At 72.8% G+C, this 23108-nt stretch carries 24 protein-coding genes; 10 read left to right on the top strand and 14 right to left on the bottom strand.

The annotated features are described in order from the left end of the window. Positions 1-234: 234 nt before the first annotated feature. Positions 235-636, top strand: coding sequence for an NUDIX hydrolase (locus BU198_RS11480; RefSeq protein WP_188296746.1), 402 nt, complete (start codon positions 235-237; stop codon positions 634-636). Between the two features lie 256 nt (positions 637-892). Further along, complete coding sequence (locus tag BU198_RS11475) at positions 893-1558, top strand: PASTA domain-containing protein (RefSeq protein WP_188296745.1); 666 nt, start codon at positions 893-895, stop codon at positions 1556-1558. A 182-nt stretch (positions 1559-1740) separates the two neighbouring features. Here BU198_RS11475 and BU198_RS11470 read toward each other — a convergent pair whose 3' ends face one another. The 11 genes from BU198_RS11470 to BU198_RS11420 form a co-directional block, all read right to left on the bottom strand. Further along, the gene (locus tag BU198_RS11470) at positions 1741-2472 is read right to left on the bottom strand and encodes a hypothetical protein (RefSeq protein ID WP_188296744.1); all 732 of its coding nucleotides are present in this window, start codon (positions 2470-2472) and stop codon (positions 1741-1743) included. A gap of 24 nt (positions 2473-2496) precedes the next feature. Continuing rightward, positions 2497-3183, bottom strand: a complete 687-nt coding sequence (locus tag BU198_RS11465; RefSeq protein WP_188296743.1) for a pentapeptide repeat-containing protein — start codon at positions 3181-3183, stop codon at positions 2497-2499. Positions 3184-3275: 92 nt separating this feature from the next. Beyond that, positions 3276-3506 carry a multiple cyclophane-containing RiPP AmcA gene (gene amcA, locus BU198_RS11460; RefSeq protein WP_188296742.1) on the bottom strand — a complete coding sequence of 77 codons (231 nt, stop codon included), beginning with the start codon at positions 3504-3506 and terminating at the stop codon, positions 3276-3278. Then, on the bottom strand, positions 3503-4675 hold the full coding sequence (amcB, locus tag BU198_RS11455) for a cyclophane-forming radical SAM peptide maturase AmcB (protein WP_188296741.1): 1173 nt from the start codon (positions 4673-4675) through the stop codon (positions 3503-3505). The genes amcA and amcB overlap by 4 nt, the downstream gene beginning before the upstream one ends. Before the next feature lie 22 nt (positions 4676-4697). Further along, complete coding sequence (locus tag BU198_RS11450; RefSeq protein WP_188296740.1) at positions 4698-5303, bottom strand: hypothetical protein; 606 nt, start codon at positions 5301-5303, stop codon at positions 4698-4700. Between the two features lie 9 nt (positions 5304-5312). Beyond that, the gene (locus BU198_RS11445; RefSeq protein ID WP_188296739.1) at positions 5313-5732 is read right to left on the bottom strand and encodes an ATP-binding protein; all 420 of its coding nucleotides are present in this window, start codon (positions 5730-5732) and stop codon (positions 5313-5315) included. A 67-nt stretch (positions 5733-5799) separates the two neighbouring features. Further along, positions 5800-6294 (bottom strand): hypothetical protein, encoded by a 495-nt coding sequence (locus BU198_RS11440; RefSeq protein ID WP_188296738.1) that lies wholly within the window; start codon positions 6292-6294, stop codon positions 5800-5802. 103 nt (positions 6295-6397) lie between these two features. Next, the gene (locus BU198_RS11435) at positions 6398-7597 is read right to left on the bottom strand and encodes a helix-turn-helix domain-containing protein (protein ID WP_188296737.1); all 1200 of its coding nucleotides are present in this window, start codon (positions 7595-7597) and stop codon (positions 6398-6400) included. Between the two features lie 98 nt (positions 7598-7695). After that, complete coding sequence (locus BU198_RS11430) at positions 7696-8364, bottom strand: HAD family hydrolase (RefSeq protein WP_188296736.1); 669 nt, start codon at positions 8362-8364, stop codon at positions 7696-7698. A gap of 21 nt (positions 8365-8385) precedes the next feature. Then, positions 8386-10893, bottom strand: coding sequence for an ATP-dependent helicase HrpB (gene hrpB / locus BU198_RS11425; protein WP_188296735.1), 2508 nt, complete (start codon positions 10891-10893; stop codon positions 8386-8388). An 8-nt stretch (positions 10894-10901) separates the two neighbouring features. Beyond that, complete coding sequence (locus tag BU198_RS11420) at positions 10902-11801, bottom strand: class I SAM-dependent methyltransferase (protein ID WP_188296734.1); 900 nt, start codon at positions 11799-11801, stop codon at positions 10902-10904. Positions 11802-12218: 417 nt separating this feature from the next. Between BU198_RS11420 and rpsA the strand changes: the two genes are divergently transcribed. Together rpsA and BU198_RS11410 are read left to right on the top strand one after the other, a co-directional pair. Next, positions 12219-13709: a 30S ribosomal protein S1 gene (gene rpsA / locus BU198_RS11415; protein ID WP_188296733.1), complete on the top strand. Its 1491-nt coding sequence runs from the start codon at positions 12219-12221 to the stop codon at positions 13707-13709. Between the two features lie 233 nt (positions 13710-13942). Next, positions 13943-16195: an MMPL family transporter gene (locus BU198_RS11410; protein WP_188296732.1), complete on the top strand. Its 2253-nt coding sequence runs from the start codon at positions 13943-13945 to the stop codon at positions 16193-16195. On the opposite strand, the gene BU198_RS11405 is transcribed toward BU198_RS11410, so the two are convergent. Further along, on the bottom strand, positions 16175-16606 hold the full coding sequence (locus tag BU198_RS11405; protein ID WP_188296731.1) for a MarR family winged helix-turn-helix transcriptional regulator: 432 nt from the start codon (positions 16604-16606) through the stop codon (positions 16175-16177). The two genes, BU198_RS11410 and BU198_RS11405, sit on opposite strands and share 21 nt — an antisense overlap. A 61-nt stretch (positions 16607-16667) precedes the next feature. Between BU198_RS11405 and BU198_RS11400 the strand changes: the two genes are divergently transcribed. From BU198_RS11400 to BU198_RS11390, 3 genes are all read left to right on the top strand, one after another. Further along, entirely contained in the window at positions 16668-17318 is a 651-nt protein-coding gene (locus BU198_RS11400; protein ID WP_188296730.1) for an MBL fold metallo-hydrolase, read from the top strand. An 80-nt stretch (positions 17319-17398) separates the two neighbouring features. Beyond that, on the top strand, positions 17399-17998 hold the full coding sequence (gene coaE, locus BU198_RS11395; RefSeq protein WP_188296729.1) for a dephospho-CoA kinase: 600 nt from the start codon (positions 17399-17401) through the stop codon (positions 17996-17998). A 155-nt stretch (positions 17999-18153) separates the two neighbouring features. Then, complete coding sequence (locus BU198_RS11390; RefSeq protein ID WP_188296728.1) at positions 18154-18708, top strand: GNAT family N-acetyltransferase; 555 nt, start codon at positions 18154-18156, stop codon at positions 18706-18708. A gap of 7 nt (positions 18709-18715) precedes the next feature. Here the strand turns inward: BU198_RS11390 and BU198_RS11385 are convergent, their stop codons facing one another. Next, positions 18716-19510, bottom strand: coding sequence for a glutamine amidotransferase-related protein (locus tag BU198_RS11385; protein ID WP_188296727.1), 795 nt, complete (start codon positions 19508-19510; stop codon positions 18716-18718). 70 nt (positions 19511-19580) lie between these two features. On the opposite strand from BU198_RS11385, the gene BU198_RS11380 reads away from it, so the two are divergent. From BU198_RS11380 to BU198_RS11370, 3 genes are all read left to right on the top strand, one after another. Then, complete coding sequence (locus BU198_RS11380) at positions 19581-20492, top strand: LysR family transcriptional regulator (RefSeq protein WP_223244251.1); 912 nt, start codon at positions 19581-19583, stop codon at positions 20490-20492. A 65-nt stretch (positions 20493-20557) separates the two neighbouring features. Continuing rightward, positions 20558-21118, top strand: a complete 561-nt coding sequence (locus BU198_RS11375) for a GNAT family N-acetyltransferase (RefSeq protein ID WP_188296726.1) — start codon at positions 20558-20560, stop codon at positions 21116-21118. A 170-nt stretch (positions 21119-21288) separates the two neighbouring features. Further along, a complete protein-coding gene (locus BU198_RS11370) occupies positions 21289-21834 on the top strand; it encodes a hypothetical protein (RefSeq protein ID WP_223244250.1) in 546 nt (181 codons plus the stop codon). 84 nt (positions 21835-21918) lie between these two features. Here the strand turns inward: BU198_RS11370 and BU198_RS11365 are convergent, their stop codons facing one another. Beyond that, entirely contained in the window at positions 21919-22689 is a 771-nt protein-coding gene (locus BU198_RS11365; protein ID WP_188296725.1) for a hypothetical protein, read from the bottom strand. Positions 22690-23108 lie beyond the last annotated feature (419 nt).

Here is a 23108-nt window from a genome sequence, read left to right as displayed (position 1 = left end):
GCCCGCCGGTCCGCACCGTCGTGATGCGCAGGCCGCTTCCCACGCCCGCCCGGCCACACCCACTGACGCGGGCGCGGCAGGGGAGCCGACGGGCACGACGGCCTGCGCGATCGGGGCGTCCCGCCCAGGTGGTGCGGGTGCCCCCGCGTGGCATGCGGGGCCGCCCGCCGGAAGTCCGTCAGGTTGTTCCCGGGATTGAGTTCGGCCGGACCGGTCGAGGAGAGAGGAAGAGACATGGCAGCCGTCATCGACAAGGTGGCCTGGATCCACACGGAGGGCGGGAAGGTGCTGAGCACGCGTTCCCGCGGCAAGGACGCCTACTACCTGCCGGGCGGCAAACGGGAGCCCGGGGAGAGCGACCTCGACACCCTGGTGCGGGAGATCGCGGAGGAACTCACCGTTGCGATCGCGCCCGAGTCCGCGGCACTGCTGGGCGTGTTCGAGGCCCAGGCCCACGGGCATCCGGACGGCATCGTCGTCCGGATGACCTGCTACACCGCGGCGTACGAGGGGCGCCTGGAGGCGAGCAACGAGATCGAGGAGGTGGTCTGGCTCGCGTACGGCGACAGGCACCGTACGTCGCCCGTCGACCGCCTCATCTTCGACCACCTGCGTGCGGCAGGCCTGCTGAGCTGAGGCCGGGGCGGCCGGGGCGGGTGTCGGCAGCCGGCCGTCGGCCCGGATCGCGGTCGCGGATGCCACCGCGCGTTCGACTGGGGTACGTTCAGGCGTTCTCCGCGTTCGGAACCCGGCGCGATGCGCCGCCACTGACTCGAAAGTGTGTCTTCCTGCCGTGATACAGCCGCCGATATTCCAGCCGCACCGAGTCCGTCCCGCGAGCCCTTCCCGCCGGGCGCGGGCGATCGTCCTCGGTGCGGGTGCGATCGCCGCCGTGCTCGTGATGGCCGGCTGCAAGGCCGAGACTGACGGGACGTCAGTTGCGGGCGCCACCGGGACGAACGGCACGCCGGCTGCGGGCGCCACCGGGACGAACGGCACGCCGGTTCCGAGCGTCGTCGGCATGCACGGGGACAAGGCCAAGGACGCCTTGCAGCAGCGGGACGCCCGCGTCGCCAAGAACGTGGACTTCAAGGACGTCCACCCGGGCGAGTCCCACACCCGCTCGGTACTCATGCCGAGTCACTGGAAGGTCTGCTCCCAGCAGCCGGTCGCCGGGGAACCCTCGGTGAAGGACATGACGGTGACGCTGTCGGTGGTGAAGAACGAGGAGGACTGCCCGGGGGCTGCCCCGGCCTCCCCGTCGCTCGCCGCATCGCCGCCCCCGGCCGCGGGCGCGACCGAGGCGGCGAGTGGGGCGCCGACCTCGGCGCCCGCCCCTGCCGCTCCGGTCACCCACGAACCGGCTCCGGCCTACACACCGCCGGCGCCACAGCCCACGCCCACGCAGCACCAGGCGGCCGGGTGCACCACTGATTCCAAGGGCGGCTGCATCGTCCGGGGTAGGTTCTGCCCCAACAGCGCTCATGGTGACACCGGCACCGATGCCGCAGGGCGCGCGCTCACCTGCGAGGACAAGAACGGCTGGCGCTGGGAGTGATCGACGGGCGGCGCCCCGGGCCCGGACTCTCCGAGAGGACGAGGCCGGGCCGCGCGGGACGTCGGCGGGGTCGACTTCCCGTGCACGACAGTGCCTCGCGATGCGGAAGGTTTCCAGATGTTGCCACGCGGGCGCGAGGTGGTCGTTCTTCCGGACCGCACACGGCCACCGCGTCCTGTCGGTCAGATCAGGGAGGGGAACACCCCGATCGGCCAGTGGTCGAGCCAGAACGCGGCAGTGGAAGGTTCGGGGAGGTCGCTCGTGGATCCGTCATGGGGCAGCAGTTCGGTGGGGGCGATGTATCCCTCGCCTGGGTCGAGCCGCAGTCGTAGGCAGCGCAAGGGATGCCCGGCGCGCACGTAGGCCCGGATGTCGTCGGTGTGTGGGTGGTGCGCCGGGTCATCCCTGCCGAGGCGCCGGCAGATGGTCGGCGCGTCGGTGTCGCCGATGAGGAGGTAACGGGAGCCGGGGCCCGTGTTGAAGCACAGCCTGCGGCGGGACAGGCGTCGATGGGCGTACGGGAGCCGGTCCCAGTTGTCGAGGTGAATGCCGAGCCGTTTTCCGTTCGCGGGGTTCACCGTGGTGGTGGGGTCGCCCGCAGGGCTGGTGGCGTGGTTGGCGTACCGGGCACCCGGTGAAGGGGTGAACGGCGGGTGGACGGTCCACCAGGGGCCACCCGTGGTCTCCGGAGTGCACGGGGCGGGGAAGGAGATGAGTTCGACGGCCTCGGCCGGCGGTGCGTGGTGCGGTGCGCGCAGGAGGTCGGCCTCGGTGGGGCTGACGGGTGTCCATCGACTGACCGGGACCACGGCCCCGTCCTCGTGAGCCGGATGGCCGTGGGCGACGGCCGTGGTACTGATCTGGCAGCGGTCGCGGAGCTTGGCGTAGTCGGTGAAGACGATGAGCGGCTGCACGCGGGCTCTTCCTCCGGGTGTCGGTCAGTGGCGCTGCGGCAGGTCCTCGCTGTAGGTGACGTTCAGTTCGGCGAGGAGAGCGTCGGTGAGCTGGTGCTGTTGGGTGCGGCTGATGACGGCTTCCCGCAGGTGGGCGATGCCACGGACGGTGGACAGGTCGTTGTCGCTCAGGTCGAGGTCCTTGTACGTGCCGGCCCCGAGTACGGTGGCCTGCAGCACGCAGTCGCGCATCACCGCGCCGGTGAGGTCGCAGCCGGTGAAGGTGGCCTCGGTGAGCACGCACCGGTCGAAGACGAGCGGTCCGCTCGCGCGGACCTGGTCGAAGATGGCATAGTCGAGGCGGCAGTTCTCGAACAGGACGTTGTCCAGCACGGCGCCGGTGATGGCTGCGCCCATGAGCCGGCAGTCGCGGAAGAGGGTTCGGGATGCCTTGCTGCCGCTCAGCCGGAGCGAGCCGAGGTCGCTGACGGTGATCCGGACGGAGCTGAACCGGACGTTCTCGATAGTGGTGCGCTGGGCTGTGACGTTGTGCACGATGCCGTTGCGCAGATCGGCCTCGGTGAGATCCAGGGCCCGGATGTCCTGGTCCGTGTAGCGGAACTCGGTCACGGTGCTGCCGGGCCTGGGCGGGGAGGTGATGACGCCCAGGTACGGGTCGTCGTCCAGGTCGGGGAGGGTGACGGTGGCACGGCCGTAGCGGCGAGTGGACATGGGGGTCTCCGGTCGGTGGTCGGGTGCCGCCCGCTGCCTCCCGGAGGCAGCGGGCGGCCTTGGTGAGGGACAACAGTGTGCTGCCCGTGGTGTCAGCGGTTGGACCAGTCGGACCAGGAGGGCCCGTTGTTCCAGTTGTCCCAGGGGGCGCTCTGCCAGTTGTCCCAGGACGGGGCGTTGCCCCAGGGGCCTCCGCCGCTGTTGTCCCAGGTCGGCTGGTTGCCCCACTCGACCGTGGGCGTCCCGTCCGACGGTGTGACGGCGGCGATCAGGCCCGCGACGGCGGGAGAGCCGGAGGCAGAAAGCTGTTCCAGAACGGTCACGTGGCTTGTTCCTTGCGTACGGTGTCGGCCAGTGCCAGGACCGGCGCCTGCTCGGTGACGCGGCAGTAGTCGGTCTCAGCGATGGCGAAGGTCCGGTGCTCGAAGTAGCGGTTCCCGGCCTGTGAGCCCCGGCAGTAGTCGAAGAACTCGCAGGTGGACTCGCACTCCTCCAAGCCGGTCAGGAACTCGCCCACGTAGTCCAGCCGGTGCGCCTGGCTCAGGATGGCGCCGATCGACTGTTCGAGCACGTTCCCGGCCCGGAAGTCGTTGTAGGCAGGCGCGGTGATACCCGCCAGTTCGGGTGACAGCAGGAACACGTCGCCGTTCTTGGCGATGGTCGGCAACGGGTCCGTGCGGCTCAGGTATGCGCGGTCGGCGCGCTGGGTGCGGCTCATCCGCAGGTACCGGCCGAGGCGTTCCAGTTCCCGTACCGGGGCAGTGCCGCCGGGTTGACGGCGAGACCAGGCAAGAACCTCGCGCCAGAACCCGACGGCCTGTTCGCGGGTGGGCGGGGTCCGCTCGGTGTTGACGCCCTCCAACTCCTCGATGTTGAGGCCGATGCTGACCGGCCGGAGTGCGGCAAGGAAGTCGAGGAGCCGGTCGGGGTGGGCGATGCTCTCCCGGCCGACGACGGCGATCAACGAGAACGGGACGTTGTGATGGTGCAGCCGCCCGATTCCCTTCATGATCCGGTCGAACGCCGGGCGGCCCTTGCGGTCGGTGCGCCGGGCGGTCAGGTCTGCGGGGCCGTCGATGCTCACGCCCACCCGGAAGCCGTACTCGGTCAGGAGGTCGCACCACTCGTCGTCGATCAGGGTGGCGTTCGTCTGGACGGCGTGCTCCAACAGGCCCTTGCGGCGCAGTTCCTCGAAGGGTTGGAGCAGCTCCGTGAAGCGCCGACGTCCGAGTGCCAGCGGCTCTCCGGCGTGCCAGATCAGCCCGAGGGGTTTGCGATGGCGGCCCACCAGTTCGCTTGCCGATCGTGCGACGGCCTCGGCGACCGCTGCCGGCATGGGGGACTTGTTGTCGCGGTCGGGCAGATAGCAGTACGTGCAGTCCAGATTGCAGAAGCCGGTTGGCTGGACCACCAGGTTCCGGGGAACGCCGAGGATCCGGTGCTGATAGCGGCGCAGCAGGGCCGCATCCTGTCGGGTCGGTGCGGTGCTCACGGTCGGTCCTCTCCATTCGGCGTCAGCGTCCGCTCGGCGCGCGGGAGGTAAGTGGGGCCGACTTCTGGTGCTTGGCGGATTGGGCTTGGGTTTGGGTGCGGCAGTGGGTGAGGGCGTACTTGATGCGCGCGTCGGGGTTGGGGGTGGTGGTGAGGAGTTCGCCGGCGGTGGTGAGGGTGGTCCAGTAGGTGGTGGGGTTGCCGGTGCGGGGGAGGGGGTGGGTGGTGGTGAGGGAGAGGTAGGCGGTGGTGAGGTTGCCGGTGGTGATCCAGCGCTGGAGGCCGTGGTGGTGGCCGGGGCGGAGGCTGCCGTGGGCGTCGATGGCGGTCAGGAGGTGTTCGACGATGGTGAGTTCGGTGTCGGTGAGGGATTTGGGGATGTCGAAGATGCCGAGGGCTTCGAGGACTTCGCCGGTGTCGGTTTCGGAGTTCGGGCGGGGGTCGGCGAGGAGGGCGTCGTGGCAGTCGTTGAGGCGTCGGGTGGTCTCGGCGATGGGGATGGTGAGGGCGAGGCAGACGGCGCGCGCGGAGGGCAGGGGCTTGCCGGAGCGCTTGGCGAGGAGGGCATAGGTGGCGGCGGGGGTGTGGCCGCGCGAGAGGGCGTGGCGGGCGACGGTGGTGAGGTTCATCGGGGGCTTTCAGGTGGTGGCGGGGGCGATGATGGCCCAGACGAACTTGCCGATGCCGCCCGGGCGGGGGGAGTAGCCCCAGCGTTCGGCGAGCTCGTTGACGAGGTGGAGCCCTCGTCCGTATTCGTTGAAGGGCGTTGGGGTGTGGAGGGTGGGGGTGTTGGCGCCGGCGTCGTGGACTTCGAGGCGCAGCAGGTCATCCGGGGTGAGGGCGAAGTGGATCTCGATGTGGCAGTCGTCGGGGGCGTCGGAGTGCTGGACGGCGTTGGCGAACAGTTCGCCGAGGAGGAGTTCGGCGGTGTCGGTGTAGCGGTCGCCGGTGGGGAGTCCGGCCAGGTAGGCCCGCAGCAAGTAGCGGGCCAGGGGCGTGGATTCGATCCGGGAGTCGAGGCGCGCGACGAACATGCGGGGGCGACGAACAGTGAGCATGGGGGAGTACCTCAGAGGGAGGATGAGGCGGCCGGTGGGGAGTGGCCCCGGCCGACTACGGGTGATGTCAGACGGCGCGGGGGTCTACGCCGAACGAGGACCGACAGATGGCGAACCCAGCAGCGGCGTCCGCGAGGGCCCGGCGGCTCGCGAGATCACCCGAGGTGCGACGCGGCGGGTGTCCGTCAGCGTGGTCCGAGGTGGCGGTGTGGGCGGCGGCGAGGAAGCCGCCCCGGTCGCCGAGCGGCGAATTCCAGGGGTCGTCGGCCTCGGTGCACCGGGTGGCCTGGCCACCGGTCACCATGTCGTGGGCCCAGGTGACCACGCCGTAGATGGTGCGGGCGTTCAGGGCGTTGGTGATGACTTGCCAGCCGGGCCGCTGATCGAGCGGGAGTGAGGGGTCGTCGTCCACCATGGCGAGGGTGACCGTCCAGTCGCGGGCCTCGGCGAAGGCGCGGGCGTGGCTGGTGAGGATGCGGGCGTCGGCGTCGCCGCTGGTCGCGATGTACAAGGCGACGGGAACGCGGTGGCAGGGCGGCCGCTCAGCCTGAGTTGGCGTCATGATGCCAAGACTGTCGGTGAGTTGGTTCATCGTGAACGTACGGCCAGTGCCAGTTTCGGAAGTCGTACCGGCCCCGTGTGATACGCCTTGTATCGGTTCGATCTCAGTGGGTGAACAGACTGATACCGAGGATGCCGCCGAGCTTGCGCACGCGGGTGGTGCCGGCGTGGCCGGCGCGTTGCATGATCGCCCCCGGAAGGGCCTGGTGGCGGGCCCAGTCGGGTTGTGCGCTGCATACCTGGAGGAGGGTGTCCAGGGCGGCGTCGTACTGGCGGGTATCGGCCTGCGCGAGGGCGATGTCCAGGGCGAGCCGATTGCGGGCGGCCTGCGGGAGTGGGGACAGGTCGCCGAGGTTGCGGGCGAGGGCCAGGGCTTTACCGGGATCGCCCATGACGGTGTGGATGCCGATGGCCTGCGCGGTGACGGTGGTCGGCCCGTAGCTGGTGCCGTTGATCATCACATCGCGGCCCATTCTCGCTGCAACCGCGTGTCCCTGGGAGAGCAGGTCGCGGGCCCGGTCGGCGTCACCGCGGCGCGAGGCGACTACGGCGGCGAAGGTGACGTGCCAGCCGTAGGTGGCCAGCGTCTCCGGGTCCCGTTCCGCGTAGCGGGGTTCGATCGACGCGAACGCGGTCTCGGCGGTGGTGGTGGCCTGGTCGAGGCGGGCGTCGCGCATGTAGATCCAGGACCGGCCACAGTCCACCATCGCGGCCCGAAGAGGGTCTGCGGCCATGTGGACGTGGTGGCGGGCGTGGCCGATCGCCGAGTACGCGAGGTCTCGGGCGCCGTGGAACTGGGCGGTGTAGGAGGCGAGTCGGTAGGCGTCGGCGAGGATGCCATGAGCCGCGCACCGCTCGCCCTCTGAGGCGGAGCGCAGGAGGGCAGCGGCCTCGGTGATGGCAGGGGAGGCGAGGCTGCCGGCGCGGGTGTAGTCCCCGGCCCGGTAGTCCGCCCATGCCCGAGCCAGATCAGCCCGCAGTACTGCGGCGTCCGGTGGTTCGACATCGGTTCCGACCCCTGCGGCCGTGTCGTGCACGGTGCGGGACAGCCCTCGCAACATGGCTCTGTCGCCGATCAGAGATGCCCTTCGGGGTGCCTGTTGTCCAAGGATCACCGACACGTCCGCGTGCAGTGCGGCGGACAGTTTGAGCAGCGAGGGGAGGCCGATACTGCCGCCCTCCTTCTCGGCCTTGCGAACGGTCGGCACGGACACCCCGGCGGCCTCGGCGAGTTCTTCCTGTGTCATGCCGGCCCGCAACATCTTGATGCGCTGGCCGGTGGAGTAATCGGACCACTGCGTCATGGGAGCCTCCGAAGGTGAGCGGCCTCAAGGCGGACCGTACCCCGTCGCTCCACTCCCGGTGCAGGAACGGCCTGACTGTCAGCCGTCTTGGCGGCAGCTCAGGGCGTGGCAGGCACTCCGAGCAGGGCCGCGATGCGGGGGGCGGCGCCGGGGGTGCCGTCGGCGAGGACGGTGGTGATGCCGAGGGCTTCGGCCGGGGGCAGGTTCCTCGGGTGGTCGTCCACGAAGACGCAGGCCTCGCCGGGCAGTCCGAGCCGGTCCAAGGTGAGCTGGTAGATCGCCGGATCGGGTTTGGCCACACCCTCCAGCTCGGAGATCACCGTCACATCGAACAACTCCCATACACCCAGGGCCTCGTACGGGTCGTACGGGTCGAGGCCGAAGGAGTTGGACAGCAGCGCGACCGTCAGGCCGGCCTGACGCGCCGAGCGGGCGAGCGCGACCATGTCGTCGGCCGGCTGGACGCCTGCCCACGCCCGGCCCATCAGGTTCTCGTGCTCCGGCACGCCGAGGATGGGAGCCACGCGCCGGTTCCACTCCGCCTGGCTCAACCGGCCGGCTTCGAGTTCGGTGTACAGGCGGCCGGCTTCCGGCTCGTGGCCGAGTGTGTGCCGCCATGCCTCGGCGTCGAGGCCCTGGGTGAGGCACCATTCGCGGTGCGCCGGTCCGGCATTGGCGGTCAGTACGCCGACGAAGTCCAGGATCAGAGCTGCGAAGGGGAGTTCGGCTTCGCGGGGACGGGTGACGGTCGGGGCGGTCAGTGCCATGGCGAATGTCGTCCTCTCCTGTCACTTCCGGGTGTTGGTGCGGCGGGTGGGTTCGGCCGTCGTCGGGTCCTCCGGCCAGGGGTGGCGGGGGTAGCGGCCCCTCAGGTCTGCTCGGACGGCGCGGTAGCCGTTGTGCCAGAAGCCCTCCAGGTCGCTGGTGACGGCGGCGGGGCGGCCGGCGGGGGAGAGTAGGTGGATGGTCAGCGGGACGCGGCCTCCGGCCAGGGCGGGGGCGGCTTTCCAGCCGAAGAGTTCCTGCAACTTGACGGCCAGGACCGGGCGTTCGGTGGTGTAGTCGACTCGTATCTTCGACCCGCTGGGTACGGCGATGCGTTCGGGGGCGAGTTCGTCGAGGCGTCCTGCCTCGCCGGTGGCCCAGGGGAGGAGCCTCTGGAGGGCGGACGTCGTATCGATCCTGGCGAGGTCGGAGCGGCGGCGGGCGCGCGAGAACTCCGGCTCCAGCCACTCCTCCGCGCGCTCCAGCAGCGCCGCGTCGGAGACGTCGGGCCAGGGATCGCCGATGGCGGCGTGCAGGAAGGCGAGACGCTCGCGGAGGCTGGACGGGAACGTGAGCAGCGTGCCGACGCCCTCACGGGTGAGGCCTTCGAGGAGGGCGCTCCGGACGAGGGCCCGGTCGGGGCGGTTGAGCGGCTTCTCGGCCAGCTCGATGGCGCCCAGCGACTCGACCCGGCGGGAGACGACCTCGCCGCGCCGGGTGTCCCAGTGGACTTCGTCGCGCGCGGCGACCAGCGCCGCCCCGGCGACCAGCGCGGTGGCCTCGTCCAGGGCCGCGGCGTGCAGGATGCGGGCGGAGTGCGACCCCGCCGGGCGGTCGGCGACCGCGACGGCGAGCCAGGGCAGGGCGCCGAGCGCCGTGCCCGGGGCGAGTTCGGCGGCCGTCCCGCCGGCCATCAGGTACGGGCTGCGCTCGCCGGGGGCGGGCCGCTCCACCCGGGCGCGGGCGATCCGCTCCGGGAAGGCGAGGGCGACGACCAGCCCGGCGGCGGTGGCATCCGGCAGACCGGTGGCGGGTTCGTCGGAGGTGGCGCGCAGCAGGCGGCGGACTTCGTCGCGCCAGCGCCCCGCGTAGGGGTCACGGGAGGAGCGGACAGTCCGCCAGACCGCGCCGAGGTCGTCGCCGAGGGCCCGGGGCGGCTCCTCGGAGAGCAGCGCGACGAGTTCGGCCGCCCGGCGGGCGCCGACGGCGGGAGCCCCGTCGACCAGGGCGCGGCCGAGCCGGGGGTGCAGCCCCGTGCGGGCGAGGCGGATGCCGCGCTTGGTGGCCCGCCCGTCCGGGGAGACGGCGCCGAGGGCCTGGAGGGTCTGCCGGGCGGCGGCCATCGCCCCGGCGGGCGGGGCGTCGGGCAGGGCGAGGCCGGTGGCGTCCGGGTCGCCCCAGCAGGCCGCCTGGAGGGCGAACGACGTGAGGTCGGCGAGCGCGATCTCCGCTGTGGGGAAGCGGGCGGCGAGCGCGTCCTCGGCCTCGTTCCAGCAGCGGTAGACGGCGCCGGGGGCCTCGCGTCCGGCCCGGCCGGCGCGCTGGCGGGCGGCGGCGAGCGAGGCCCGGACGGTGACCAGCCCGGCCAGTCCGCGGGCGTGGTCGGTGCGCGGCTCGCGGGCCAGCCCGGCGTCGACCACGACCCGGACGCCGGGCACGGTGAGCGAGGACTCGGCGACGGCGGTGGCCAGCACCACCCGCCGGGCGGAGGACGGGGTGAGGGCGGCGTCCTGGACGGCCTGCGGGGCGCGGCCGTGCAGTTGCAGCACCTCGGCCGCCACCCCGCCAAGCTGTCCGGCGACCCTGGCGATCTCGCCGACGCCGGGCAGGAAGCAGAGCACGTCGCCCTCGCGCTCGCTCAGAGCCCGCCGGACGGTCGAGGCGACGTGGTCGAGCAGCGCCGGGTCCACCCGGGTGCCGTGGGCGGGCCGGACGGCGCGCGGCGGCGGTGTCCAGACCGCCTCGACCGGGTGGGAGGTCCCGTGCGCCTCCACCACCGGGGCGCCGCCGAGGAGTTCGGCCCAGGCCGCGGTGTCGGAGGTGGCGGAGGCACAGACCAGCCGCAGCTCGGGTCGCAGCGCGGCCCGGACGTCCAGCAGGAAGGCGAGCGCGGTGTCGGCGTCCAGGTGCCGCTCGTGGCACTCGTCCAGCACCACCACGTCCACGCCGGGAAGTTCCTGGTCGCGCTGGAGCCGTTGCAGCATCACGCCGGTGGTGACCACCTCGACGACGGTCCCGGGGCCGACGCGACGCTCGCCGCGCACGGTGAAGCCGACCCGGCCGCCGACCGTCTCGCCGAGCAGCCAGGCCATCCGCCGGGCCGCCGCCCGTACGGCGAGCCGCCGGGGCTCGGCGACCAGCACCCGCCGTACGGGCCCGGCGTCCGGCAGCCCGGCCAGGGCGAGCGGCACCAGTGTCGTCTTGCCGGTGCCCGGCGGTGCGGCGAGGACGGCGGTGCCGTGTTCCTCCAGCGCGAGGTGCAGGGCGGGCAGGGCGGTGCGGACGGGCAGTTCGCGCCAGGCCGGGTTCATGAGGCGGCTCAGCCCCGCTCGGTGACGAAGATCGCCGTGCCGGGGATCAGCCGCCCGCGCAGCGGGGACCAGCCGCCCCACTCCTGCTCCAGGCCGGCCGGCCACTCGGGCTCGACGAGGTCCACCAGCCGGAAGCCGGCGGCGACGAGTTCGCGGACCCGGTCGCCGAGGGTGCGGTGGTGCTCGACGTAGCTGGCGTGGCCCTGCTCGTCCTGCTCGACGTACGGGGTGCGGTCGAAGTAGGAGGACGCCACGGTGAGGCCCTCGATGCCGGGCTCGTCCGGGAAGGCCCAGCGGATCGGGTGGGTCACCGAGAACACCCAGCGTCCGCCGGGTCGCAGCACCCGGTGCACCTCGCGCATCAGGGCGACGGTGTCGGCGCTGAACGGGACGGCGCCGTAGGCGGAGCAGGCGAGGTCGAAGGAGGCGTCGGCGAACGGCAGCACGGCGGCGTCGGCCTGGACGACGGGGACGGGCGCGGTGCCGCGGCCGAGGTCGATCCGGCGGGAGTGCTGGAGCTGGCGGTGGGAGATGTCCAGGGCGACCGGCCTGGCGCCCCGGGCGGCGAGCCAGCGGGAGCACTGGGCGGCGCCGGCGCCGATCTCCAGCACGTCCCGGCCGGCCACCTCGCCGAGCAGCCGGGCGTCGGCCTCGTCCAGGCCCTCGGGGCACCAGGTGAAGCGGTCGTCGCCGAGGAACTCGCCGTGCTCGTCCTGGTACTCGTCGGCGTTGCGGTCCCACCAGTGCCGGCTGGCCCGGCTGCTCTCTCCGGTGCCGGCCTCGCGGCGCACCGCGTCGTCGCCGTCCTCGGCCTCGGCCTCGTCGGTGTCCGTGAAGGGTCCGGCCACGGAGGTGTCAAGATCGTGGAAGTCGGACTGGGGGGTGGTGGCCACGGTGACAATGCCCATCGCGTAGGGTATGGAATGCGGAAGCGCCGCTGCCGCGAACCGGCCCGTGAGGGCTCGGATCCTGGCGGTGGCATCCGGGGACAGAAGGCCCCTTCGGGCGCCGCCGCGAGGCGCGCATCCGGAGGATATGGCCTGATCCGTACCGGGCTCCACCGTCTTGCCGTCCTTCGGCATTGACCGTGCCTGGCCGTCCCCGTATGCTACAAGTTGCGCTGCGGGCCTGCGCGCCTCGGACGGAGCAGGTCGCGCTCGCATCTGTCGAAGACCCCACGGTCGCAAGACGGACACCGGTTCTCGTTGTTCACGGGAATCCCGGTGCGCCGTGTTCTTGGCTGTCCGGCTTTCGGTGGGAGCGATACGGGCCCTCCGCGTGGCATTACCTACGACTTTCATGTCCGTACCGGAGCCCTTTTCCTAATGACGAGCCCCACCGACTCCTCCCTCAGCACCACCCCGCAGGTCGCGGTCAACGACATCGGCGACGCCGAGGCGTTCCTCGCCGCCATCGACGAGACCATCAAGTACTTCAACGATGGCGACATCGTCGAGGGCGTCATCGTGAAGGTCGACCGTGACGAGGTCCTCCTCGACATCGGTTACAAGACCGAGGGCGTCATCCCGTCCCGCGAGCTCTCGATCAAGCACGACGTTGACCCGCACGAGGTCGTCGCCGTCGGTGACAACATCGAGGCCCTGGTTCTCCAGAAGGAGGACAAGGAGGGTCGTCTCATCCTGTCCAAGAAGCGCGCTCAGTACGAGCGTGCCTGGGGCACGATCGAGAAGATCAAGGAAGAGGACGGGATCGTCACCGGTACCGTCATCGAGGTCGTCAAGGGTGGTCTCATCCTCGACATCGGCCTCCGTGGCTTCCTTCCGGCCTCGCTCGTCGAGATGCGCCGCGTCCGCGACCTCCAGCCCTACGTGGGCAAGGAGCTCGAGGCCAAGATCATCGAGCTGGACAAGAACCGCAACAACGTGGTCCTGTCCCGCCGTGCCTGGCTGGAGCAGACCCAGAGCGAGGTCCGCCAGACCTTCCTCACCACCCTCCAGAAGGGTCAGGTGCGCTCCGGCGTCGTCTCCTCGATCGTCAACTTCGGTGCCTTCGTGGACCTGGGTGGCGTCGACGGCCTGGTGCACGTCTCCGAGCTGTCCTGGAAGCACATCGACCACCCGTCCGAGGTTGTCGAGGTCGGCCAGGAGGTCACCGTCGAGGTTCTCGACGTCGACATGGACCGCGAGCGTGTCTCCCTGTCGCTGAAGGCGACCCAGGAGGACCCGTGGCAGCAGTTCGCCCGTACCCACCAGATCGGCCAGGTCGTTCCGGGTAAGGTCACCAAGCTGGTTCCGTTCGGTGCGTTCGTCCGCGTGGACGAGGGCATCGAGGGTCTGGTCCACATCTCCGAGCTGGCCGAGCGCCACGTGGAGATCCCGGAGCAGGTCGTCCAGGTCGGCGACGAGATCTTCGTCAAGGTCATCGACATCGACCTCGAGCGTCGTCGCATCAGCCTGTCGCTCAAGCAGGCCAACGAGGCCCTGGGTGCCAACCCGGCCGAGGTCGAGTTCGACCCGACCCTGTACGGCATGGCCGCCTCGTACGACGACCAGGGCAACTACATCTACCCGGAGGGCTTCGACCCCGAGGCGAACGACTGGCTGTCCGGCTTCGAGAAGCAGCGCGAGGAGTGGGAGCGCCAGTACGCCGAGGCGCAGAGCCGCTTCGAGCAGCACCAGGCGCAGGTCATCAAGAGCCGCGAGGCCGATGCCCAGGCCGCCGAGGAGGGTGGCGACGCCGTCGCCGCTGCCGCCGGTGGTTCCTACTCGTCCAGCAGCGACGAGGGCTCGGGCGCCCTGGCCTCCGACGAGGCCCTCGCCGCCCTGCGCGAGAAGCTGGCCGGCGGCCAGAGCTGAGGCTCTCGCTTCCCGCTAGCCGATAGCTAGACGGTGGGCCCCACCCGGACTTTCCGGGTGGGGCCCATTTCGTTGTCCGCGGTGGCCTCTTCCCGCGGTCCGGGCCCGGCTTATACCGCCTTCACTTATGTGATGTTCATGTGAAGGAAAGTGTGAGATGGGGCTCATTGCCCATCTATAGGCCGGAGTTCGGGTTGCACCTAGATTGAGGGGAGCTGCCCGAAAGGCTCCTCATGCGCAACCCCTCCTCCGCCGCCCCCACCGCCGTGGTCGGCGGCCGGCTCGCGGCCGTCGGCCGGTTCTGCTTCCGCCACCGTCGCTGGGTGCTCGGCTTCTGGGCCGTCGTCCTGGCGGTCGGCGTGCTGATCGGGGGCCGGGTCTTCGAGAGTTCGGTGGCCGGAGCCTCCTCCGCCAGCGCCGAGGCCGACCGGGGCAGCGCGGTGGTCACCGCGGCCGACCCGGCCAAGGGCACCGTCACCGCCGTGGTGGACGGCCGGCCGGTGGACGATCCGGCGGTGAGGACCGCCGTCGAACGGGCCACCGCCGAGATCGCCGGTCTGCCCGGGGTCTCCTCCGCGCTCGACGCGTACGGTCCCGGCCCGGCGCCGGCCGCGCTGCGCTCCGCCGACGGGGCGGCGAGCCTGGTCACCGTACGGATGGCCGACAGCGCGAGCACCGCCCAGACCGACGCCGTCACCCAGCGGCTCGCGGCGCTGGACGGGACGGGCGGCGCCCACGTCACGGTCGGCGGGGACCTGGTGCTCCAGCAGGAGGTCAAGAAGCAGACCGAGCGGGACACCCGGTTCGGCGAGCTGGTGACGCTGCCGCTCACGCTGATCGTCATGGTGCTGGTCTTCGGCGGTCTGGCGGCGGCCTCGCTGCCGGTGATCGGGGCGGTCGCCTCGGTGGGCGGCGCGCTGCTGGCCATGTTCGGTTTCAGCCGGATCATGGACATCGACACCAGCGTGCTGCCGATCGCCACGGTGCTGGGGCTCGGCCTCTCGATCGACTACGCGCTGCTCATGGTGAATCGTTTCCGCGAGGAGCGCGGCCACGGCGCGGACATCGCCGCCGCCGTGGAACGCACCGCGGCGACCGCCGGGCGCACCGTCGCCTTCTCCGGACTGACCGTGGCCGTCGCGCTGTCGGGCCTGTTCGTCTTCACCAGCCCGGTGCTCGGCGCGGTCGCGGCGGCCGGGGTGAGCGTGGTGGTGATCGCCGTCGCCGCCGCGCTGACGCTGATCCCCGCGCTGCTCGGCTTCGCCGGGGCGCGGATCAAGGCGCCCACCGCGCCCGTCGCGGACGAGGGGTTCTTCAGCCGGACCGTGCGCCGGGTGCGCAAGCGGGCGGTCGCGGTCACGCTCGCCTCGGTGGCGCTGCTGATGGCGGCCGGGGCGCCGTTCCTCCACGCCGACATGCGCAGCTCCGGCGCCGCGGTGCTGCCCGCCTCCTCGGCGGGGCGGCAGGTCGCCGAGACGATCGACCAGCGCTTCCCGCAGGCCTCGGAGGCGCCGGTCACGGTGGTGGTCGAGGGCGGCGCGAAGGTGGCGCAGGCGTACGCGGACGACGTGGTCGCCGAGCTGCCGGGGGTGAGCGGGGTGCGGGCCGTCTCGCCGGTGAGCGACGCGGTCTCCACGATCGACGTGCTGGTGCACGGGGACCCGCAGGGCGGGCAGGCCAAGCAGGTGGTGCAGGAGCTGCGGGCCGACCGGGGCGGGCTCACCACGTACGTCACCGGCGGCGCGGCCTCGGTGGTGGACTTCCAGGACGAGCTGCTCTCGCGCGGACCGTGGGCGCTGGGCCTGGTCGCGGTCGGGACGCTGGTGCTGCTGTTCCTGATGACCGGCTCGGTGGTGATGCCGGTCAAGGCGCTGCTGATGAACCTGCTCTCGCTGGGGGCCTCGCTCGGCGCGCTCACCCTGGTGTTCCAGGACGGCTGGTTCAGCGGGCTGCTCGGGTTCAGTCCGACGGGCGGGCTGGAGACCTTCATCCCGGTGCTGGTCTTCGCGTTCGCCTTCGGGCTGTCGATGGACTACGAGGTGTTCCTGCTCTCCCGGATCAGGGAGCTGACCCTGCGCGGGCACGACTGCGTCCGGGCGGTGGAGCTGGGCGTGCAGCGCAGCGGTCGGATCATCACCTCGGCGGCACTGCTGATGGTGATCGTCTTCGCCGGGTTCGCGCTCGGGGACATGCTGATGGTCAAGCAGATGGGCATCGCGCTGGCCGTCGCCGTCGCGGTGGACGCGACGCTGGTGCGGTGCCTGCTGGTGCCCGCCGCGATGAGCCTGTTCGGCGAGTTCAACTGGTGGGCGCCCGCACCGCTGCGGCGGCTGCACCGGCGGTTCGGGCTGAGCGAGCACGTCGACCTGCCGGAGGTCGGGACGGCGGCGGTCCCGGCGCCGCGGTCGGTGGAGGAGCCGGTGGAGCAGTCGGCGGGGCAGCCGGTGGCCAAGGGCCTGGTCGGCTCAGGACAGCCGGTCCAGTAGGGCGACCGCCGCGCGGAGCCGGTCCTGCTCGGCGGGGCTGAGGCGGGACTCGATGGCGGTGGCGATCCGGTGTTCGCGGCGGGCCCGCTGGTCGAGCAGGGCGGTGCGGCCGGCCTCGGTGGCGGTGACGAGCAGCTTGCGGCCGTCGGTGGGATGGGGCTGCTGGGTGACCAGTCCGGCCTCGGTCATCAGGGTGACGGTGCGGGCCATCGACTGGTGGCGGACCCGCTGGAGCGCGGCGAGTTCGGCGACCGTGCAGGAACGCTCGTCGCGGACCAGCCGGCCGAGGACGGCGGCCTGGTTCTGCGGCAGCTCGTCGCCGTCGCGCAGGGAGCGGACCAGGCGGCCGAGCGCGGCGCGCAGGTCGGCGGCGAGTTCCAGGGTGTCCGGGCGGGGGGTGTCGCTGGTCATGGGGGGAGTCTATCCGGAATGTATCCAGCCTTGCTGTACAGTCTTGCTGTAGGGTTTCGGCATGCGAATCACCAAGTTCGGACACGCCTGCGTACGCGTCGAGCACGGCGGCAGCACCGTCGTCGTCGACCCGGGAGCGTTCACCGACCCCGCCGCACTGGCCGGGGCGGACGCCGTCCTGATCACCCACGAGCACATGGACCACTTCGAGGAGTCCCGGCTGCGCGCCGCACTGGAGGCCGACCCGGCGCTGCGGGTGTGGACCAACCGGGCCGTCGCCGACCGGCTGGACGGCGTGGCGCAGCGGGTCGGCGTGGTCGGCGAGGGTGACGTCTTCGAGATCGGCGGGCCCGGCGGGCTGAGCGTCTCGGTGCACGGGGAGTGGCACGCGGAGATCCACCGGGACATCCCGCGGGTGCCGAACGTCGGCTTCCTCTTCGACGGCCGGCTGTTCCACCCCGGCGACGCGTTCACCGTGCCGCCGCACGCCGTGGAGACCCTGCTGCTGCCGCTCGCGGCGCCCTGGAGCAAGGCCTCCGAGGTGATCGACTACGTCCGGGAGGCCGGGCCGCGCCGGGCGGTGCCGGTGCACGAGGCGGTGCTCAGCCCGATCGGGCTCGCCGTGCAGACCCGGCTGGTCGGGCCCGAGGGGCCGGGGACGGGGGCGGAACTGGCGGTGCTGGCCGAGGGCGAGAGCCTGGAGCTGGGCTGACCGGGGCGCCGGTGGTGCGGGATCACGGCGTCGCCGCCCCGTGCTGACGCTCCCGGTGCCGCGCCGGTAGCCTGACGGACATGCTGAAGATCGGACTGACGGGCGGCATCGGTGCGGGCAAGAGCGAGGTGTCCCGGCTCTTCGCCGCGCGCGGCGCGGTGATCGTGGACTCCGACGTGATCGCCCGCGAGGTGGTCGCCCCCGGGACGGACGGTCTGGCGGCGGTGGTCGCCGAGTTCGGCCCGCAGGTGCTGCGGGAGGACGGCACGCTGGACCGTCCGGCGCTCGGAGCGGTCGTGTTCGCCGACCCGGAGCGGCTGAAGGCACTGAACGCGATCGTCCACCCGCTGGTGCGGGCCCGCTCCGCCGAGCTGGAGGCGGCGGCCGCGCCGGACGCGGTCGTGGTGCACGACGTGCCGCTGCTGGCCGAGAACGGGCTGGCGCCGCTGTTCGACCTGGTCGTGGTGGTGGACGCGGCCGACGAGGTGCGGCTGGACCGGCTCGTCCGGCTGCGCGGGACGACCGAGGAGGAGTCCCGGGCCCGGATGGCCGCGCAGGCCTCCCGGGAGGACCGGCTGGCGATCGCGGACCTGGTGATCGACAACAGCGCCGGCCTGGCGGAGCTGGACGCGCGGGTGGCGGAGGTCTGGGCGGAGCTGGCGCGGCGCGCGGCGGCCTGACGCCGGCTCGGCGGTTCGGCGGCTCGGTCGGGCCTCCGTGGTGACGGGCCGCCGCGGCGACCGGCCCGGCAGCGGTGCGGCGCCGGGATGATCATCGGATCGAGTGGCCGGGAAGGGACTGGTTATCGGCCCTGGTGGGAGGGGAGCATGGCGGAATGAATGATCGTTTCTCTCCCGAGCAGCACCTCACCGGGGCCCCGGTGGTCGAACGGCTCACCCGGTACGGCCGCGCCGAGCAGGAGGAGATCCTCGGCCCGGTGGACGACCCGTACGGCGTCGCGTACACCGGGCTGGCCTTCCTGCCCAAGGAGATCCACTTCGGCGTCCGGGCCGACGACGGCCGGCTCGTCGCCCACGCCGGGCTGCGGCCGCTGCCGCTCACCGTGGGCGGCACCGACCTGGTGGCGATGGGCGTCGGCGGGGTCTGCGTCGCGCCCGACCGGCGCCACGGCGGCCTCGCGCAGGCCGTGGTCGGGGCCGCCCTCGACCACGCGGGCACGCTCGGCCACCGGTACGCGCTGCTGTTCTGCCATCCGCCGCTGGCCGCGTTCTACCGGGGGCTCGGATTCCGGAAGGTGGCGGAGGCGGTGACGGTGGAACAGCCGGAGGGGCGGCTGGCGCAGATGCCGCTGCGGACCATGTGGGCGCCGCTGGTGGCGGGGACCGGCTGGCCGGAGGGGCCGGTGCGGCTGCGTTCGCTGCCGCTGTGAGGTGCGCTCAGGCCGTGGCGGGCGGAGCGGTCATGACGGTCGGGGTGGCCGTGGCGGACGGCGTGGTCGGAGCGGCCGGGGCGGTCGGGGCGGTCGCGTCCGCGTGCGCCACGGCGGCGCCGGCCAGGGCCCGGATCATCGGATGCGCCCGGGTGCCGTCGCCGGACAGCTCGGGCTGGAAGAGCGAGGCCAGGAAGAACGGGTGGCCTGGCAGCTCCAGGACGCGCACCTCGCCCGACCCGTCCACGCCGCTGAACCTGAGGCCGTGCGCGGACAGCCGGTCCAGGTAGGCGCCGTCGAGGCCGTACGCGCAGTGGTAGCGCTCCAGGGTGCGGGTGGCGCCGAGGACCCGTTCGGCGAGGCTCCCGGGGGTGATCGTGACGGCCCCCTCGTGGCCGACCAGCGAGCAGGCCAGCGGGGCGATCACCTGCTGCTCCCCGTCCGGGCGCTCCTCGCCGTGGACGGCCCCGGTCAGGCCGCAGACGTTCCGGGCGAACTCCAGCACCGCGTGCTGGAACCCGGCGCAGGTGCCGAGGAAGGGGATGCCGCGCTCGCGGGCCGTCCGGACGGCGGCCAGCGCGCCCGCCTCGCTGCGGTACGGGCTCCCGGGCAGCAGCCAGAGCGCGTCGAAGCCGTCCAGGGCGCCGGGCTCGGCGGCGTCCCCGGTCGGGATCCAGTAGGCGTCCAGCACGAGGCGGTCGTGTTCGGCGAGGGCGTCCAGCAGACCGGGGACACGGGCGTGCGAGCGGACGGCGGGGGAGCGGTCGCCGACCAGGGCGACCCGCGGGGTCAGGTAGGTCATGCGGCTATCCTGACCCCGCACCCAGGATCAGTGCCAACGATGATTCCTTAAGTTCCGATCAGATCGGTTGATGACCGCCGTGGACCCGCAGCAGCTGCGCACCTTCGTCGCCGTCGTCCGGCTCGCCTCCTTCTCGGACGCCGCGCGGGAACTCGGCTACACCCAGTCCGCGGTCTCCCAGCAGATCGCCGCGCTGGAGGCGGACCTCGGGACCGCCGTGCTGGTCCGCCGCCCGGTCGGCCCGACCGGGGCCGGGCGGCGGCTGCTGGAGCACGCCACGCCGCTGCTGGTCCGGCTGGAGGCGGCGCGTGCCGACGTCGCGCGCTTGGCCGGGGCTCCGAGCGCCCGGCTGGTGCTCGGGGTCACCCCGCTGGCGGTCGGGGCGACGCTGGGGCGCGCGCTCGGCGAGGTGCGCCGGGAGTATCCGGGTATGGAGCCGGTGGTCCGGGTGCTCGCCCAGGACGCCCTGCCCGCCCGGGTCGCCACCGGTGAGGTCGACCTCGCCCTGATCGACGGGCTGGCCGCGCCCAGCGACCCGCTGCCGCTGCCCGACGTCGGCCCGCTGCGCACCGTCGCGGTGGCCGAGCAGCCGGTCGCCGTCGCCCTGCCCGTCGGTCACCCGCTGGCCGGCCGCGGCGGCCTCGCCCTCGCCGACCTCTCCGCCGCCCGCTGGCTGGACGCCCCCGACCTCACCCCCACCGCGGCCCGGCTGCGCGCGGCCACCGGCGTGGACGGGTTCCGGCCCGCCACCCGCTACCAGGGCACCGACCTGCACGGGCTGCTCGCGCTGGTGGCGGCCGGGCACGGGCTCACCCTGCTGCCCGAGCCGGTGCTCGCGGGGGCGCTCGGAGCGGCGCTCGGAGTCGGGTACGCGCCGATCGCCGTGCCCAGGCTGGTGCACCGCACCGAACTCGTCCACGGCAGCCTGCCGGAGGGGCCGGCGGCGCTGCTGGCGCTGCTGCTGGAGCGGTCCAGGGCCTGAGGGCCGGCCGGCGGCGCCGAAAACCGGGTTGCGTGGGCCGCCGGTGCCGGTGACATGATCACGCGATGAGCACCGGAATCATCATCAGACGGGTACGGATCGAGGACTGGCCGCAGGCCAGGGACCTCCGCCTGGAAGCGCTGCTGGACCCGGTCGCGTCCGTGGCCTTCCTGGAGAGGCACGAGCAGGCCGCGGCCAGACCGGACGAGTTCTGGCAGGAGCGCACCACCCGGGCCGCGACGGACCCGCACGTGGCGCAGTTCATCGCGCAGGCCGAGGACGGGAGCTGGCTCGGCTCGATGACCGGGGTGGTCGAACGGGCCGGCGGGAACGGGGCCCTGGAGGGCGATGTCGTCGAGGTCGACCAGGTGCACGTGGTCGGGGTCTACGTCCGGCCGCGGGCGCGGGGCACCGGGCTGGCGGGCGAGCTGATCAGGACCGTCCAGGAGTGGGCGTGGTCGCTCACCGAGCCCCGGATCGAGCGGGTGCGGCTGTTCGTCCACGAGGACAACGCCAGGGCCGAGGCGATGTACCTGAAGGCCGGCTTCGAGCGCACCGGCGTGGCACTGCCGGTGCCCGGCGACCGGACCCGCCGGGAGACCGAACTGGCGGTCCCGCGGGGCTGACCGGCCGACGGGGGGTGGGCTCGGGGCCCGGCGCGCGGGCCCCGCGACGGTTGTGGAGGCGCGGGCACCAGGCGTTCACGCCCCCGGGTCTGACGGTGGCCGGCCGGACGGTGCTGTCATGAACGCAGTCGCCCGGCGAGGGGCCGGGCCGGCCGAGGAGTGCTTCCCCCATGATGCTCCGTCACCGTCTCACCGTCATCGCCTCGGCGGCCGCCCTCGCGGCCGCCGGGCTCGCCACCGGCACCGCGCGGGCCGCCGGACCCGTCGCCGGGCAGGCCCCGCTCACGACGGGTTGTTCGCAGGCGTACCTGCCGCTGCCCGACCCGAACTGCACCCCGGGTGCGTACAACCCGGACGTCACCCAGGCGACCATCGGGCAGACCATCTGCGTCTCCGGCTGGACCGCCACCGTCCGCCCGCCGACCAGCTACACCAACGCGCTGAAGGTGCAGCAGATCGCGGCCTACGGCTACGCGGACACCAGCACGGCGGACTACGAGGAGGACCACTTCGTCCCGCTGGAACTCGGCGGTGCCCCGCGCGACCCGGCCAACCTGTGGCCCGAGCCGCGTTACGGCAGCCAGCCGGCGCAGAGCAAGGACTCCGTCGAGACCAAGCTCAAGAACGCGGTGTGCGGCGGCCGGGTCGGTCTCGACGCGGCCCGCGGCGCGATCGCGAACGACTGGACCACCGCGCTCGGCGTCCTGGGGCTGTGAGGCCGGCTCCCCGGGAGCCGGCCTGAAGGAACCGCCAGGAGCCCGGCCGTGCGGGCGGGCGCCCGCCCGCACGGCCGCCGGGTGTCAGTGCCCGTCGCAGCCCGGCAGGGCCTCGCACATCGGCGCCGTCATGCCGGTGCCGACGTACTTGTCCTCGGGGGCCTTCCAGGGGTCCTTGGGCTGGGCGCCGGCCTTGGCGGTGGCCCAGACGGCCAGCTCGCTGACCACCCCGCCGTCGCTGACCACGTACTCGTGCAGGGTGACGGTGCCGCCGTCGGCCTGCGGGACGGTCAGGACGGCGGCGAAGTAGGGCGCGTCCTGGGCACTGTCGACCTTCACGGTGGCGCCGGGCGCGGTCTTGGCGCAGGACTTGAGCGCCTCCGTCAGGCGGCCCTCGGCCAGCTTGGTGGACTGCTTGACGGCGCTGCTGCGGGTCGGGTCGCCGTGGAACAGCAGGGTCTGCTGGGCGGTCCAGCGGTCCCCGCCGAAGCCGACCGAGGCCTTCGCGGTGGCGGTGCCGGTGAACAGCGGCTCGTCGTCCTTGGCGAGCGCCTCGCGGCACAGCTCCATGCCCTTGAACTGGACCGGGCCGGAGAGCTGCTTGGCGTTGGCCGCCAGCGGCGTGTAGTGGTAGCTCTCGTCCATCGGGATGCTCTTGGTGTCCATCCAGGCCTTGTCCGGTATGCCCTTCTCGGACCCGGTCGGCTTGGTGGGGTTGGTGGTGGGCGTGCCGCCGGCCGCCGGGGCGGCGGTCTTTCCGGCGTCCTCGCCGGAGTCCTCCGGGCCGCAGGCGCTCAGGGCACCCAGGCAGACGAGGACTGCGGCGGTGGCGGTGACGAGTCTGACGGTGCGCAACTGACGGTTCCTCGGGTGTCCGGTGGCGTGGATCGGGGTCGGTCGCGGGCCGGCCGCGGGCCGCCGGTGGGCGGTGCGGTCCGTCGGTCCTCGCCACCCGGTCGACCGGTGGTCGCGGGCCTGCGGCATGGCGGCTCCTCCCCCGTGCGTACGGCCGCCGGGCTCCTCGCGCCCTCGTCCGCCCGGGGACTGAGGGGCGGTCAGCAGCGGTGGCGCGTCGACGGCGTCGAAAACCTATGCCACCGGACCGCCGGGAGCAAAGCCGGGTTCCGGCCGGAGGGACGGATTCCCGATCGGCGCCGACGAGGCCGGTGGGCCGGCCGTGAGCGGGCGCGGGGTACCGCCGGGTGGGGTGCGGGGTGCGCCAGGGGCGTGCGATCGCATCCTGGCGCGGGGCCGGGCGGCGCATCCGTGCTGGT

Origin of the sequence: Streptomyces sp. CBMA156 (assembly GCF_014596515.1) — a bacterium.
Classification (GTDB): domain Bacteria; phylum Actinomycetota; class Actinomycetes; order Streptomycetales; family Streptomycetaceae; genus Kitasatospora.
The sequence above is the reverse complement of the archived record's forward strand: the minus strand, read 5'-3'. Positions and strand labels throughout refer to the sequence as shown.